At 27.7% G+C, this 15,704-nt stretch carries 14 protein-coding genes and 1 pseudogene; 3 read left to right on the forward strand and 12 right to left on the reverse strand.

All coding sequences use genetic code 11. The features are described 5' to 3' along the window. Positions 1-56 precede the first annotated feature (56 nt). The 11 genes and pseudogenes from WHA43_RS07000 to rnpA all read right to left on the reverse strand — a co-directional run bounded on the left by WHA43_RS07000 (position 57) and on the right by rnpA (position 12,275). Complete coding sequence (locus WHA43_RS07000) at positions 57-605, reverse strand: putative colanic acid biosynthesis acetyltransferase (RefSeq protein ID WP_105046376.1); 549 nt, start codon at positions 603-605, stop codon at positions 57-59. After that, positions 586-1,668, reverse strand: a complete 1,083-nt coding sequence (locus tag WHA43_RS07005; protein WP_105046377.1) for a glycosyltransferase family 4 protein — start codon at positions 1,666-1,668, stop codon at positions 586-588. Before WHA43_RS07005 ends, WHA43_RS07000 begins: the two co-directional genes overlap by 20 nt. Beyond that, on the reverse strand, positions 1,665-2,705 hold the full coding sequence (locus WHA43_RS07010; protein WP_170039562.1) for an O-antigen ligase family protein: 1,041 nt from the start codon (positions 2,703-2,705) through the stop codon (positions 1,665-1,667). Before WHA43_RS07010 ends, WHA43_RS07005 begins: the two co-directional genes overlap by 4 nt. Before the next feature lie 200 nt (positions 2,706-2,905). Then, positions 2,906-4,294: an O-antigen polysaccharide polymerase Wzy gene (locus WHA43_RS07015; RefSeq protein ID WP_105046379.1), complete on the reverse strand. Its 1,389-nt coding sequence runs from the start codon at positions 4,292-4,294 to the stop codon at positions 2,906-2,908. A 22-nt stretch (positions 4,295-4,316) separates the two neighbouring features. Beyond that, positions 4,317-5,618 (reverse strand): lipopolysaccharide biosynthesis protein, encoded by a 1,302-nt coding sequence (locus tag WHA43_RS07020; protein ID WP_105046380.1) that lies wholly within the window; start codon positions 5,616-5,618, stop codon positions 4,317-4,319. Beyond that, positions 5,596-6,693, reverse strand: a complete 1,098-nt coding sequence (locus WHA43_RS07025) for a glycosyltransferase family 4 protein (protein WP_105046381.1) — start codon at positions 6,691-6,693, stop codon at positions 5,596-5,598. Before WHA43_RS07025 ends, WHA43_RS07020 begins: the two co-directional genes overlap by 23 nt. Before the next feature lie 388 nt (positions 6,694-7,081). Beyond that, positions 7,082-7,372, reverse strand: a pseudogene (locus WHA43_RS07030) (dTDP-4-dehydrorhamnose 3,5-epimerase family protein). Positions 7,373-7,490: 118 nt separating this feature from the next. Continuing rightward, positions 7,491-8,534 (reverse strand): hypothetical protein, encoded by a 1,044-nt coding sequence (locus WHA43_RS07035; protein WP_105046382.1) that lies wholly within the window; start codon positions 8,532-8,534, stop codon positions 7,491-7,493. 25 nt (positions 8,535-8,559) lie between these two features. Next, positions 8,560-10,236 (reverse strand): DUF6909 family protein, encoded by a 1,677-nt coding sequence (locus WHA43_RS07040; RefSeq protein ID WP_105046383.1) that lies wholly within the window; start codon positions 10,234-10,236, stop codon positions 8,560-8,562. Between the two features lie 28 nt (positions 10,237-10,264). Next, positions 10,265-11,869, reverse strand: coding sequence for a S41 family peptidase (locus tag WHA43_RS07045; RefSeq protein ID WP_317197463.1), 1,605 nt, complete (start codon positions 11,867-11,869; stop codon positions 10,265-10,267). A 16-nt stretch (positions 11,870-11,885) separates the two neighbouring features. After that, positions 11,886-12,275, reverse strand: a complete 390-nt coding sequence (rnpA, locus tag WHA43_RS07050; protein ID WP_105046385.1) for a ribonuclease P protein component — start codon at positions 12,273-12,275, stop codon at positions 11,886-11,888. Positions 12,276-12,438: 163 nt separating this feature from the next. On the opposite strand from rnpA, the gene WHA43_RS07055 reads away from it, so the two are divergent. After that, positions 12,439-13,617, forward strand: coding sequence for an acyl-CoA dehydrogenase family protein (locus WHA43_RS07055; RefSeq protein ID WP_105047321.1), 1,179 nt, complete (start codon positions 12,439-12,441; stop codon positions 13,615-13,617). Positions 13,618-13,633: 16 nt separating this feature from the next. Beyond that, positions 13,634-14,116, forward strand: a complete 483-nt coding sequence (locus WHA43_RS07060; protein ID WP_226742805.1) for a GDSL-type esterase/lipase family protein — start codon at positions 13,634-13,636, stop codon at positions 14,114-14,116. Positions 14,117-14,152: 36 nt separating this feature from the next. Here the strand turns inward: WHA43_RS07060 and WHA43_RS07065 are convergent. Next, positions 14,153-15,231, reverse strand: a protein-coding gene (locus tag WHA43_RS07065) for an IS3 family transposase (protein WP_226742795.1) whose coding sequence is annotated in 2 segments (ribosomal slippage) — positions 14,153-14,970 and positions 14,970-15,231 — 1,080 coding nt in all. Because the reading frame shifts where the segments join, the coding sequence is not laid out codon by codon here. Between the two features lie 83 nt (positions 15,232-15,314). On the opposite strand from WHA43_RS07065, the gene WHA43_RS07070 reads away from it, so the two are divergent. Beyond that, positions 15,315-15,590: a hypothetical protein gene (locus tag WHA43_RS07070; RefSeq protein WP_226742856.1), complete on the forward strand. Its 276-nt coding sequence runs from the start codon at positions 15,315-15,317 to the stop codon at positions 15,588-15,590. Positions 15,591-15,704 lie beyond the last annotated feature (114 nt).

Raw genomic sequence — 15,704 nt, forward strand, 5'->3', positions numbered from 1 at the left:
ATAAATAAACAAATGCTAAAAATAAATAATTTAAATTGGTGATAGGTATTTTAAAATTAACTAAATCTATTTTTTATAACTTTCGCAGGATTACCCATGCAAACTTTATTTTCTGGTAAATTTTTATAAACACTGCTTCTAGATCCAACTACAGTACCTTTCTCAATTGTAATTCCAGGAGCAACAAAAACATCTGCTGCCAACCAACATTGATCTTTGATGGTAATTTTCTTTGAATAAATCAAAAAATCCTCTCTTGTATAATCATGAGATGCGGCACATAAATATGATTTTTGAGAGATAACAACATTGTTTCCAATTTCAATTTCTCCTAAAGAATATAAAACCACATCATCACCAATCCAAGAAAAATCTCCTATTGAAACTTTCCATGGATATGTTGTTCTAACTGTTGGTCTTATTATAACTTTTTTGCCAATTTTAGCGCCAAAAAGTCTTAATAAAAAACGTCTAAAACCATACATAAATTGTGGAGATGTTCCAAAAAAAAGACTCTGTACTAACCACCAAAGTTGAACTGTAAAGGCATTTCTTCCCCTAAAATTCTTTGGTAATATTGACTTATTAAGTTGTTGAATTTGCATAAAATACTTTTAATATTTCCTCTGAGAATTTATAAACGGTAAAATTATCTAAAAAATAGTTTTTGTTGTTAGTTGCAATCTGCTTTATTATACTTTTATTTTTATCAATTTCTAAAAGACGCATAACAATATCATTTGAATTTTCTGCATCTACAAAAAATCCATTAATCCCTTCTTTTAAAATATCAGGAATTCCTGCGAAATTAGTCGTAATTATCAAATTTTCAGTTGCTAAAGCTTCTAAAATTGATATTGGCTGACCTTCCATTTTATAAAACGTTGGCAATATAAAAATAGTGCTCCATTGTAATAATTGTTTCTTGTCTTCTCCTGAAACTATGCCAACATATTGAGTGTTTTTCAATTCGTTAATTTTGCTTAAAATTTTATATTCTAAGGAACCATCAATATTTCCAGCAATTTTTGCTTCATATTGAATATTTTCTGCTTCAAGCTGTTTTAAAGCTTCTAACAAATTGAAAATTCCTTTTTCCTCCATTAAATTACTTAAAAAAACAATTTTAATGCTGTCGAAACTTTTTTCATGCATATTTTGGTACAGATATTCTTCCGCAAAATTATGAACGACAGTAATTTTAGATTCATCTATAAATGGCAATAAATTGCTTTTTAATGAAGATGAAAGAACAATTCCTTTTGTGAATTTAGAAATCAAAAACTTAAATAATTTCTTTTTAAAACCCTTTAATTGTTTGTATTGAAGTCCTAAATAATTTCCATGAACATGAATAATAAGTTCTTTTTTCAGTAAAGAGGCTAGTAATATAAAAGTCGTATATTTTAAAATTCCAAAAAAAGTTTGTCCTGGTGTTGTATAAATAATGTCACTTTTGAAAACTTTGTAACAAAAAACATTAAGTTTTAAAAAAAAAAATAATTTTTTGAATGAGAATGATCCAATTGAATCACTAAAAATTGGAAAAGAAGTATTAATAATTGAAACTTCGCTTTGTTTTTTAAGTATGTTTTTTACTACTTTATTTGAGACTGAAACTCCTGAAATAGGATCTGGAAATGGGCCAATCATTAAAATTTTTTTCATTTGATATTTTTATTCTTAAAATTCCAATTAGACTTAAGCAAGAAATTTATAAAAAAAGCATAAACTAAAACTCCTGATTCTCTCTCTAAAATATTTTCGGACAACATATTTAAACATAAAAAAACAAATAAGCAGATAAACAAAATATCATTTCTAATTATTGATATTTTTAAAATATAAAATAAATAAACCATAAATATAATAAACCCAAATAATCCAAGAGATACTAAATAACTTAAATATTGATTATGTGTGTTATAATTCTGATATTTAATTTGAAGTTTATTTACTAATCTATCTGATAAATTAATATCAGCATCTCCAGTGCCAATACCTAATAAAGGATTTTTTAAAAATATATCAATGGCTGTTCTATATAAATAAACTCTCTTACCAATTGAGGTTTCTGGATCATAAATAACTGATGATATTTTTTTAAATTCATTAAAACTATTTTGGTCTTTATATCTTGGAAAAAAAACAACTCCTAAAAAAATAAGAATAATAAAAATGACATAATAAAACAAAGTTCGATTTTTATTAACATTTTTCTTAAAATTTAAAATTAAATAAATTAAACCTACAATAATTAGAGATATTATTGCCATTCTTTTATTAATTATCGCTAAAAGCAAAACTGAAAATAAAATGAATATTGAATTTAATAATTTCAGATTATTATTTTTTAAGGTTTTATGAATAAAAAAAGAAAAAATTAGACTAACACCTACATTTAAGGCTAAATAAATTGGATGTATTTGATATTTTGAATAAATAGATATGTTCATCAAAGTATTATTATGCTGTATTATATAACTTAAAGTTCGCTCTTCGAAAATTTTAAAGTAAAAAAAAATAGATAAAGAAAAGATAAAGGTAGCAAAGCAGAAAAAACCTAAAATATAATTTAATCTATTTTCTATTTGCCATTTTATTTCTTTTTTTGGAATCAAGGCAAAACATAAAGGGTATAATAAAAGTGATGATCTAGTCTCTAATGCTTTTAAACCATAATAAATGTTTTGTGTATTTAACATGCCCAAAAGTAAAATTAAATAAGGTATTGATGTAAAAACAAAAAAATATTTATCTACTCTCCTAGTTGTCATATAACTATAGAAGGAAAGAATGAATAAAAAAAGGATTGGTATAAATTTGAAGTTCCTTGGAAAAAGAAGTAAAGTTGCGTTTAAGCAAAGAATAATTGTAAAAATTAAATTGAATTTTTTATTAAGTATCATTTTAATAATTTCATAAAAATTTTAGGAAAAATAAAGAATGCTAGAAATGGAAGAAAAAAATATACAAACCCGTTTGTAAAATCTCCTCTCAATAAAAAAATAAGATGAATTGCAAAATAAAATGCACTTAATTGTCTTAAAGGATCATCGGATTTTAACCAATTCACAAACTTTAAACAAAGAAAAGCCAAAAGAATAGCATAAATTATAATTCCTATAATTCCAAAATCTATATAAGATTCAGCTACAAAAGGTAATGCTAAATTATGAAACCATTTACTTTTATCATGATGCTTTTGAATATGTTTACCAATCAACTCTCCTGATGAAATTGGTTTATTTTTCCAAATAGCTCTTGGTATAAAAAATAATCCAGTGGGCAATAACTGACGACCCATAGAGTGACCATTCTTTTCAACATAATCAATTGTAGATGCCGTCATTAAAAAAGCATCAAAATTTAAACTTGTAAACTGATTAGAAACACTTTTTTTTACATTCTTATAAGAAATCATTTCTTTAAAAGACATTTCCGACAAATTCTTATTACTATGTGTGATTAAACTTGATAGTGGAAAAAAAATAACTAAACTTAACAATAATATAGATAAAATCTTAAAATTTGTATTAATCCATTTTGGGATAAACAGAAAAATTAAAGAGATATAAACAGGACCAAGTGCATTTCTTTTTTCTGTTAAAGGGTTTTTATATAGTAAAAAAATAAATAGGATTACAATTACGATACAGTAAATTATATAAAAATTTTGCCTTTTATTTTTCCAATTATTTTTTAAATAATTTACTCCAAGAATAAGAGGAGCGAAAGGCAGAAAGAATAAAAACTTATCGCTAAGTATCCCACTCATTTTACTTGTATTGTTTATATATGAGGTTAAACTAATTTTAGTTATCAAATAATCATATTTTAAAATAAAAATAATAACATTCACAAGAAAAAAAAATAAAATGTAAAAAGGAATATATCTGTTTGGTATTATTTTTTTTTGCTTCTTAAAATATTTGTTGAATGAAAAATAAACAGTAAAAAAAATAAGATTAAATAAAATTATTAAAAAGTTAGCTTTTAAAATAAGTGAATTAGAATAAATTAAACCGTTAAAAAACCGTTGGTTTTCTTTATTAAAAAATTCATCTAATTGCAAAATTGGCGCCATAATAAAAAACAAAAATGAAAACACTATATATGAGCCAATAAAGGGAGAAAAGTCTTTTTCATTGAGTAAATAAAATGCTGTAAAGAAAAATATTATTGAAAAACTAACAATAAACAATACTCTATGTTGTATTGGTGCAGAGTTACTTACTTGAAGAACTATAAAAACAATAAGAAAAATTAATAAAATAAATAAACGTTTTTTCATTTATATAACTTTTTATATTCTTTTAATTTTTATTTAATATGGAATAATTAAGTTTCAAAACTATAATCAACATTATTAAATCTATAAAAATAAAACTAACCGCTAAACCTGTAAGCCCTGTTATTGGTAATATAAAATATTGGACTACTAATACTAAAATACTTAAGATTGGATAATATGCTAACTTATCCATTCTATTAATGGATAATGGCAACATACTAGCAGCATTCCAGATATTATACACAATTATTGAACATAACATTAATATTAAAAAATTAACATCATACAAAAAACTATTTTTAAACCATAATTCAAAAATAAAATCTCTAAAAAAGTATATCCCAAAGCAAGAAATCAATGATACCAAAAAAATTAAAGCTAATAATTTTTTTAATTTAACAAATGCTTTTTCTTTTAAGTTTTTTGTTAATAAAACTGTAAATTCCTGCATTGTAGGAATATATAATATATTTATAAAAGATCTTAATGAATTTACTAAAGTTCTAATTGTATTGAATATTACAACCATAGATGAACCTAATACCATTCCTACCAAAAAAGTACTTCCTTGGATAAAAAAAGCAGTTCCCAACTGAAAAAAACTAAGCTTTAAAGATACAGGCAACAATTTTATTGCCTTACTCCAATCTAATGAGAAACCAAATTTATAAAATTTGAATTTCTTTAATTCTTTGTTGACTATAAATATCATTACTAAACGTATAGTTGACATTGTGATTGGAATAAAATATAGCGCTATTTTAAAGTTTAAAATAATTAATGTTGCAATAAAATCTAAAAAAAGAGTGAGGGCTAAAAAATACTCGTGTTTATGAAATAAATTTAAAGATTTAAAATATCCTATCGTAACAAGGAAAATTAAATAACTAAAAATATTTATCATAAATGCCCCTAGGATAAGAAGAACATCTTTATTTGAAAAAAACAGTAAGTTTAATAAAGTCTTAAAATCAATAATATTAGATAATATTAAAAAAATAAAAATAAGAAATACTACAATTACGGAAAGAAAACTTAATGTAGCTTTAAATAATTTTTCTTGACTAGAAAACTCTTTTAGGTTTATTAACCTACAAATTTCATTTGTTACTGTTAATGTTAAACCTAAATCACTTAAAAGCAAATAATTTGGAATTGTCGTTAAAATTAGCCACTCTCCATATTGCTCAATTCCTAAATTAAAAATAAATGCAGGAATTAAAAACAATTGTGAAATCAGCATACAAAACCTTTGCAAAAAAGAAGAAAAATAATTGTGAAAGTGTTTTTGAATATTAGATTTAATCATTCTTTCTAAATTCATTCATATGTTCAATAGCCATATTTTCAAAGGTTTTGTTCTTAATTACTTGTAAATTATTAAAACTCAACTTATGAGCATAATCATCATCTTCACTAATTTTTTTTAGAATTTTACCCAAATAAACATAATCATCTACTGGAAAGATACATTCTTTATCCATTAACAAATCAAGACCAGCAGGACATTTATCTGTTGTAACTACTGGAAGGCCTTTTGACATAGCTTCGTTTATCACCAAACCCCAAACATCACCTCTTGTAGGTAATACAAAAATATCAGCAGCTAAAAACCAAACCTCTAATTCATCTTTTAGTAAAAAATCAATAAAATGTATATTACTCAAATTTAGTTTATTTTTTATATCGAGATACTCTTCTGTAGGATTTCCACCTATAATGTAAACTCCAACATTTTTGTCTAAAAAAATACTACTTTTGATAAGTATATCAAATCCTTTAATATTGATAAATCTTCCTACTCCAATAACTATTTTTTCGTATGGTATATGAAGTTCAGTTTTGAATTTACTTTTTTCTTCTTTAGAAACAATGTTTTTCAGTATATCTTTTTTAAATAAACTTGTAAAGGTATATCTAGTAATATTTTCTGGCTTAGCACCATAACTTATTAAATACTTATCACATTGATCACCAGTACTGAAGTAGGATTTTGCATTCCCAATTAAGAGTCTTTTAAAAAATTTATTTAATTTTGACTCATTATCCCTTATCAAACCACCATCAGTCTCAAAATAGTAATTCTTATTTAAAATTTTAAATAGAAGAATTAATAAAGATTGTGTTCTAGTATTATAAGTAGAAATTACAATTTTATCAAAGTCGCCAAATATTACTTTTTTAATAATCGGAAATATAACTTTATACTCATCAAAAAATTCATTAAAGAAAATAGCTTTAAATGAGGAAATAGTTTTATCATTCCAATTAAATATTATTTCTTTATCTTTTGTTCTCCTTCCTTCAAAAAAAACAGTTAATTCACAATATTTTGATAGTTCCGAAAAAAAATTAACTCTATAAGGACTTGGTAAGTTTGTAATAAATAAAGTTTTCATAGATGTTTTTTTGAAAAATCTTAGTCATATAATTACTATTTCTGAGTTTCTTGTGGGTTTTTGCTGATTTAGTTATAGATATTTTATGCTATTAAATTATTTGATAATATTTTTAAATAAAAATTAAATCTTAAGTTTTAAAAAATATTATTGTAACGAAATTAATTAAAGTTTAAAAAAATAAAATCTTTAAATTCTTTTAATGTCTTTTCTTTCTATAATAAAATAATATCCTCTTTTTCAACATCTATTCTATATTCAAAGTGGAATCATTTTAAATTACACCAACTTCAGCATCAAAATTGTAATAATTATCTCATTTATAAGAGAAAATTGTATTGTTTTCTAATACTGTAAATCCATGTAAAAACCCCATTGCAATAAATAACTATTGGTTATCTATAGAGGAAAATATGATTGAAAATTTCTGTCCAAATGTTGGAGAATTTTTTCGGACATCAACAACAACATCTAATACTTTTCCCTCTGTAACTCGTACTAATTTTACTTGTGCAAATTGACCTTTTTAAATGTGCAAACCTTTTAAAACCCCATAATGTGAAATTGACTGGTTGTCTAAAATAAAATTCGTTTCAATACCCTTCTTTTTCTCAAACTCAGATTGATTAAAACAAATTAAAAAACTGTCGATGTTATCTTTAAAAGATTGTGGTACCATATAAAACACTCTTATAAACTTTTTTCTATCACTTTAATTTACAAACTATCATTTTATTTATTTCCAAATACCAATTAAGAGAGGTTTTATTAACTTTTAAAATATTTAATAAAAATTTTTATTTCTTATAATTATTCAAATAAATATTCAATTTCAACATCATTAAATAAAGAATCATTAAAACTGCACCTAAACCTCCTAATTGAAAAGCATAATTTTTTGTAATTCCTTTGATTTCATAACCTACTGGCTGAAAGTTAGAAATTACATTGATAACTTCATATTTATTTGACTTTTCAAATGCAATATTTTTTAAATCGTTATTTATTTTTCGATTAGTTTCAAAGAGTTCTAATTCCTTAGTAGTTTCCTTTTCGCCACTCATATTGATATTGGTTCCTGAAGTTACTTTTTTTGCTTCATCTAACATTACTTGCATATACACTTTTCGCAACGAATCTATTTGTGATAAATTCTCCTTGTAAACAGAATCTGTTCTATTCAAATTTTCGTTTGTCAATTCTTTCAATCTATTGAAATATTGATTTTTTACCACTGAAGATATGATGACATCATCCAATTTATCAAATACATCGCTTTTTTCAGCAATTACTGATACTTTATGAATTTTGTAGTCATAATTAGTGAATGCTGTTTTAAATTTATCAAATTCATAACTTTTTATAGTTAATGTATCTACAGACAAAATCAATTCATCATAAGCATTGATGATATCTTTTTCGTTTTTTACTGGCTCAATGGCAAACTTTTTTAGAGAAGCAGCTTCTGATTTTGTTAAATTGAAAGTCTCTTGCAGCTTTAACGTGTCCTTTTGTTTTACCAAATCATTGTAATAATTCACATTGTTGTATAATTGTAAACTACTTTTAAAATTGGGTTCAATCAACAATTCTGACCCATATGTTTTTGGAGATTTTACTTCTAAAAAAACTCCAACTATTAAACCAATAACGGTGGCTATCCCTATTTTTAAAATATTTTCTTTTATAAAAATCAAAAATAAAATAACAACATGAAAAATTCCTTTGAAAATACTTCCAATAAAATTGAAAAATTTAGAAAATCCTCTTCCAATAATTACAAATAACGATCCTAAATCTACTTCTTCTTCGTTACTTTTTTGCGTTTGGTTTGTTAACATTATAAAAAAAATTAGCTTAAATATTTTATAAAATTTGTTCTAAAATTCGTTGTGTGATAGCATAAGTTGGTACGACTCCTGTCATTCCTAAACCTCCTGAAGCCAGAGTAGCACCAGTTTCAATTGGATTATCAGAAGCGTAATACGCATATCTTACTTTTACATTTTCAGAAATGTTCCCTCTGATTTTTGATGCAGATTGAATTGCCTTTTGATAATGTGCACCTTCCATTTCCAATCCAATAACATTCCAAGTAGAGTCATGGAAAAATTTCAGTAAATCTTTATTTTGAAGTGAGGTTCCTAAAACAGTAATCATAGCTCCATCAAAAACTTTTACTCCAAAACCTTCTAAATCTTCTTTTGATAATTCATTTTTAAAAGGATAATTATCAGCTGTACCTTCAAAAATATGTGATGTTGGAATCATGATATCTCCTTTTCCTCCCTCTAAAATTCCTGCTTTTCCCATAATTGAGATTGATTTTACATCTAAATGAATTTTCTTTTTTCCTTCTTTATACGGTTTTAACAACTCGTCCATAGTCTCAAAAGCCTGTTCTCCAAAAGCATAATCCATTACAAATATGACAGGATTTTCAGATGATTTTCCTTTTTGAAACGAAAAAACATCGAAGTTTATTTTATCGGTATCAATTATTTGTACATCAATATTTGTCCCTGAGGTGAAATCTATAGAAATTAAGCCATTTTTTGAAGCAAATTCTTTTACTTTATGTTGTAAATTTTTGCTTTCAGATGAACTTAACAATCGGAATAATTCAAAATCTTTGTGTTTTTTTGCCTCTTCTGGCAAGGCATTTTTTGCGTAAATCGAATTCATCACACTGTGCATATTGGCACTGATAATGTGAATTGGTCTTTGTAATAAATTATGCTCTTTTAAAACTTTTTTGATGTCATTTGCCCAAATTTCCCCATAAATATGATGCCCAATTTCTTCTACTAAAACTGAACTAAATGTAATCGTTCGTTTTTTTGATTCTATCAATTCATTAATGGCTAATTTACCTAACCAATAAATTAAATTGAAAAATTTATGCGGATTTTGTTCCGATGAAAAACTGTTATAAACTGATGAAACTTCATCAAAAGTTCGTCCCAAAATATTTCCTAAATGAACAATAAGTACTTCTTTTTCTTTGTCAGAAATTGGTTTTTGATACAACACAACATCCTCTAAATGTTTCCATTCTCGAATGTAATCTTCTCCTTCGTTGATAGAAATTCTTTGGAATATTTTATGAGATTCAATAAATAAAAACGTCAAATGGGTTAAAATATCATAGATTTCAGATCTTCCTCTGGTAATCTCAATATTCATTTGATCTTTATCAATTCTGTAGCAATTTCGTCTTCTTTTTGGTGGAACAATGGCTTTAAAATGAGAATTCTTATAGCCCTCGTCCGTAGTTAAATTAATGAATTGACACTCTTCAATTCCTTCTGGCAAACGTTCAATTACATACACCAATCCATTTAACTCTACTCTGTCTTCTGCAATTGATCCATAAATTTCAGGACGCAATAACAACAGTGATTTTCGCAAAGTTTCACCAGAAACTCCCATTGGTTTGTAAAAACCTCTTGTGAATAAATGACGCATTGAAATATACAATTTTTCAATTGCGTTTGTAGACTCTTGAGCTCTTGTGCGTTCTATAATTCTGATTGGTTTCATGCTTGTTTTTTAAGGGGCAAAGATAAAATTATTTACTAGATAAAATTTGAGTGTAACTTTTACTGTTTTTGAGTAGTTGCGTTGCTTTTAAAATCGTTTGATCATTTTTCAATTGATATTGAAACCATCCTTCTTCGTAAAAATAATTTTTTAAGATTTCTTCTTTGATGATTTCTGTGATAATATCTTCATTTTTTGCAACTTCACTGATTTTATCCTGTACTAATTTTTCTTTTATCTTTTGATGTTCCTTATTGATATCGGCATTTTTTGAAGCCTCAAAAGCATCTTGAAATAGCTTTTCTTGCTTGGTAACAAAGGTGGTGTCAATGGCTAAAAAGTTGGTAAACTCTTTAAAATCAGCATTTGTAAAACGGAAATTTTCAAAAGACTCCATTTTCGGATTTTTATATAAATAGGCAACACCAAAATTAAAAATAGCTTTCGAATCTAAAAGTGTTTCTGTAATTGGCAATCTTTTGCTTGTTTCCAAAACTATATCTGGAGTTACACCTCCTCCATCATATACTGTTCGTCCATTTTCTGTCTTGAAAGCCTGAATTCCTCTATCAGAAAACTTCGGAACTTCGCCTGTTTTTGGGTCTCTGTTTGTATAATCTAACTCCTGAATACAGCGTCCACTTGGCGTATAATATTTAGAAATGGTTACTTTTAATTGCGTACCATAAGTCAACTCTCTATAACGTTGAACCAAACCTTTTCCAAAAGAACGTTGTCCCATGATTACAGCTCTGTCATAATCTTGCAAAGCGCCAATCACGATTTCTGATGCGGAGGCTGAGCGTCTATTGATTAATACTACTATCGGAATTTGTAAATCCAAAGGATCATTTGAGGCTCTATAAACAGTGCTCAAACTTTTTACTTTTGCTTTGGTTGAAACAATAGTTTTTCCTTTCGGAATAAAGAAATTGGTAATATTGATTGCTTCTAAAAGTGATCCTCCTGGATTGGAACGCAAATCAAAAACCAGCTTTTTCATCCCTTTTTGTTGCAAATCTTTAAAGGCTTTTTTTACTTCAAAAGATGCTTTTTCATTGAACTCTGTCAAAACAATATAACCTGTTTCTGAATCAATCATTTCAGAGAAAGGCACTGGGTTTAAAACCACTTTTTCTCTAGTCAATTCTTTTTGGATTTTTTTTCCTTGACGCTCAATTTCAACCAATACTTTACTATTTGGAACACCTTTTAAAAACTCTGATTGCTGATCAACATTCATATTTTTTAAAGATTGATTACCTACAGAAACAATAATATCTCCAGGTTTTAAACCTGCTTTGTCTGCTGAAAAACCTTTGTAAATCTCTCTGATATGAATTCCTTCTTTGGTATAAAACACATTTACTCCAACACCACCATATTCGCCTTCTCTAGCAATTTTGGCATTTTCAACCATTTGTTCGTTGTAAAAATTGGTATATGGGTCTAGAGAATTTAGGGTATTTTTAATCGCTTTTTCGGTTAATTCTGCCGGATTTATTTCATCCACATAATACATATTTAACTCTTTGAAAAGTGTATTGTAAATTTCAATCTGTTTTGCTATTTCAAAAAAGTTTGATTTAAATGAAAACGATAAAGAAATCGCTCCAATTAAAATAAGTATCAAAAAGAGGTTTTTAAACTTAAACTGTTTCATCGTTTTTGCTTGTTTCTTTAATCAATAAATGTAACAAATTTGTCATTTTCAAAAAAAGTTGGTCAAAAGGCATTTCATCTCTACCAATATACGAAATCATACAAATAGTTGGCTTATCTAATTTCGAATATACTATTTCTTTTTGCAAACGATAGGTTTCGCGCAACAATCTTTTGATTCTATTTCTATCAACAGCTTTTTTAAAATTTCTTTTTGGCACTGAAAATGCAGCCTGAATTGGAAATGTTGATGTATGTGGAACTTGTAAAAAAACCATTCTTAGTGGAAAATTTTTGACAGATTTTCCATCTGTAAAAAGTTTTTCAATCAACTTTCTACTTTTTAATCGTTCTTGTTTTCCTAAGGTCAATTTCATTGCAACAAACTTACTCAGACTTTTGCCAAAAAAAAAGGATTCAAGTTGTATTGAGGTAAAAAAGATACTAGTGTTGCAATTCGATTATTTTATTCTTAGAAAAAGAACTTCTTTTTACGGTTTTTTCAATAAATTTGTGGTAAAATTGAATAAAAACCAACAAATGAAACCAGATAACTTTCAAGCTCCTGATTATTACAATATTGATGATTTACTAACTGATGAACATAAATTGGTTAGAGAAGCTGCTCGTGATTGGGTAAAAAGAGATGTTTCTCCAATCATTGAAGACTATGCACAAAGAGCAGAATTCCCAACGCAAATCATTCAAGGTTTGGCAGACATTGGGGCTTTTGGTCCTTATATTCCTGAAGAATATGGAGGCGCAGGTTTAGATCAAATTGCTTACGGATTGATCATGCAAGAGATAGAACGTGGAGATTCTGGTGTGCGTTCTACAGCTTCTGTGCAGTCATCCTTAGTAATGTATCCTATTTATAAATTTGGAAATGAAGCACAACGTAAAAAATATTTACCCAAATTAGCCTCTGGAGAATGGATGGGTTGTTTTGGTTTGACTGAACCAAATCACGGCTCAAATCCTGCAGGAATGGAAACGAAATTCAAAGATATGGGCGATCATTATTTGCTAAATGGCGCAAAAATGTGGATTTCGAATGCACCTTTTGCACAAGTGGCAGTGGTTTGGGCCAAGAGTGAAGAAGGAAGAATTCATGGTTTGATTGTGGAACGTGGCATGGAAGGATTTTCAACTCCCGAAACTCATAACAAATGGTCTTTGCGAGCTTCAGCAACTGGCGAATTGATTTTTAACAACGTAAAAGTTCCTAAAGAAAATTTGTTACCCAACAAATCTGGATTGGGAGCGCCTTTGCAATGTTTAGATTCTGCACGTTTTGGAATTGCTTGGGGCGCAATTGGTGCAGCAATGGACTGTTATGACACAGCTTTGCGTTACTGTAAAGAAAGAGAACAATTTGGAAAACCAATTGGACAATTTCAATTGCAACAAAAAAAATTAGCTGAAATGATTACAGAAATTACCAAAGCACAATTATTGGCTTGGAGATTGGGTGTTTTACGAAACGAAGGCAAAGCAACTTCTGCACAAATATCAATGGCAAAAAGAAATAATGTTGCTATGGCAATTCATATTGCACGTGAAGCAAGACAAATTCTAGGTGGTATGGGAATTACTGGAGAATACTCTATCATGCGTCATTCTATGAATTTAGAAAGTGTAATTACTTATGAAGGAACTCACGATATTCACCTATTAATTACAGGATTAGATATTACAGGATTGAATGCGTTTAAATAAGTAACTATTCTTTTTTATGAAACATTGGTGGATATTTTTTGTAACTATTTTAATTGTTTTTTCTTGTGGAAATACTTTGGAAGAAGAAACATCACAAGAAATTACTATTCCTGAAGACAATCCAATAAAAGAAACAAACATCAAAAAAAATCTAAAAATCCTTTCTTTAGGAGATAGTTATACCATTGGTGAAAGTGTTTGTGTAAAATGTAAATTTCCTGAACAGCTGAAAGACAGTTTGCTAAAAGAATTTAGCTCAGAAACAACAATTGATTTGAAAGTAATTGCACGAACTGGTTGGACAACAACCAATTTAATTGATGCAATTGATGCTGAAAATCTCACTGCAGATTATGATTTGGTAACGCTTTTAATTGGTGTAAATAACCAATACCAACGTAAAGATTTTTCTATTTATGAGTCTGAATTTCCAAAATTGGTAAATACAGCTATCAAAGCAGGCAATAATGACAAAAAAAATATAATTGTAGTTTTGTAAGCTTCCCTTAAATTCGATCCATTCAAAAATAGAATTTTATTCATTTAATCTGTATTCAATTGGTGATTTATTTTTAAGTGATTTATGTGGTCTATTGTAATTATAATCGTTTATCCACTCTTGGCTTATATCTTTTACTTCTTGGATAGATTTAAACACGTAAGCATTGAGTATATCTCTTCTAAAAGTCCCGTTTAATCTTTCAATAAAAGCATTTTGTGTTGGTTCTCCTGGTTGGATAAATATGAGTTTAATCTCATTTTCTTTGCACCAACTATCGAGTTTTGCACTTATAAATTCGGGACCATTATCAACCCTAATCATTTTTGGTAATCCTCTACGTTCGCCTATTTGGGCTAAGCATCTAATAACTCTTAGTGTTGGTAATGAGGTATCTGTTTCAATCATCAATACTTCTCTATTATAATCATCTATAACGTTTAATAATCGGATTCTTCTACCATTCCACAGAGAATCACTCATAAAATCAATACTCCAAACTTCGTTCATTTGCGTTGGCTGAAATAGTTGTTGTTTGACTCTTGCAGGTAATCTTTTCTTGGAACGTCTTCTTATATTTAATTTCATGGATGTATAAATGCGATATAATTTTTTGTGATTAACAAGAGTTCCTGACTTTCGTATGCGATGATAACTTTGCCAAAAACCAATGGTTACATGTTTTTGTACCAGCAAATCAAGTTGTTTTATAAATACATCATCTTGCTTAACAACCGCCTTGTAACTGAAGCTACTTCTAGGAACTGTGACTATTTTACACGCTTTACGTTCACTTATAGCATAATTACTTGTGATGTAAGTGACTAGTTCTTTTTTCTCGCAAAGCGTTAAAGCTTTTTTTCAATCACATCTTTTAATGCTTGATTCATCAGTGCTAAATCGGCATACATTCTTTTGAGCTTTGAATTCTCTGCTTCTAGTTCTTTTATGCGTTTTAGTTCTGTGGCATCCATACCTCCATATTTGCTTTTCCAACGATAAAACGTTTTGTCGGATATACCATTGGCTCTGGCAATATCGGTAACTTTAACTCCTTGCTCTTGTTGTTTTAACATGGCAACAATCTGGTTTTCGGTAAATTGGGTTGTCTTCATAAGTTTTCGGCTTTAAATTTAATAATTTTTACTGAACGCGCTCCTTCGTCGCTTGTCGAATTCTATTTTTAAATGGCCGAATTTTGGGGAAGCTTACAGTTTCAATTCCTGATTATGCTTTTACTCCTTTTGGAAGAGGAAATACAAGTATTTCAAGTGATATAGATAACTATAACAACTTTGCAAAAAATTACTGTGAAGCCAATGGAATTACTTTTGTAAATATTACAGACATTACTCGTGAAGGATTGACAAATACTGCTTTAGTTGCTTCAGATAACTTGCATCCATCAACATTGGCTTACACAAAATTTGTTGGAAGAATATTGCCTTTTGCGTTGGAAAAAATTCAGAATTAAGAAGCATGTTTTACTAAAATATGAGGGCATCTTTTACAATTGATGCCCTTTTTTTTGTACTTCTCGCAGCAACTCCCTTTAGGTTTTACACAATTGATAGCGCAGTTTGCATTA

The organism is Polaribacter gangjinensis, from assembly GCF_038024125.1.
Lineage (GTDB): Bacteria > Bacteroidota > Bacteroidia > Flavobacteriales > Flavobacteriaceae > Polaribacter > Polaribacter gangjinensis.

What these genes read in the sequence shown, in the direction of transcription:
- WHA43_RS07000 (WP_105046376.1), bottom strand. Translation starts at nt 605, where the DNA reads ATGCAAATTCAACAACTTAATAAGTCAATATTACCAAAGAATTTTAGG.
- WHA43_RS07005 (WP_105046377.1), bottom strand. Translation starts at nt 1,668, where the DNA reads ATGAAAAAAATTTTAATGATTGGCCCATTTCCAGATCCTATTTCAGGA.
- WHA43_RS07010 (WP_170039562.1), bottom strand. Translation starts at nt 2,705, where the DNA reads ATGTTAAATACACAAAACATTTATTATGGTTTAAAAGCATTAGAGACT.
- WHA43_RS07015 (WP_105046379.1), bottom strand. Translation starts at nt 4,294, where the DNA reads ATGAAAAAACGTTTATTTATTTTATTAATTTTTCTTATTGTTTTTATA.
- WHA43_RS07020 (WP_105046380.1), bottom strand. Translation starts at nt 5,618, where the DNA reads ATGAATTTAGAAAGAATGATTAAATCTAATATTCAAAAACACTTTCAC.
- WHA43_RS07025 (WP_105046381.1), bottom strand. Translation starts at nt 6,693, where the DNA reads ATGAAAACTTTATTTATTACAAACTTACCAAGTCCTTATAGAGTTAAT.
- WHA43_RS07035 (WP_105046382.1), bottom strand. Translation starts at nt 8,534, where the DNA reads ATGTTAACAAACCAAACGCAAAAAAGTAACGAAGAAGAAGTAGATTTA.
- WHA43_RS07040 (WP_105046383.1), bottom strand. Translation starts at nt 10,236, where the DNA reads ATGAAACCAATCAGAATTATAGAACGCACAAGAGCTCAAGAGTCTACA.
- rnpA (WP_105046385.1), bottom strand. Translation starts at nt 12,275, where the DNA reads ATGAAATTGACCTTAGGAAAACAAGAACGATTAAAAAGTAGAAAGTTG.
- WHA43_RS07055 (WP_105047321.1), top strand. Translation starts at nt 12,439, where the DNA reads ATGAAACCAGATAACTTTCAAGCTCCTGATTATTACAATATTGATGAT.
- WHA43_RS07060 (WP_226742805.1), top strand. Translation starts at nt 13,634, where the DNA reads ATGAAACATTGGTGGATATTTTTTGTAACTATTTTAATTGTTTTTTCT.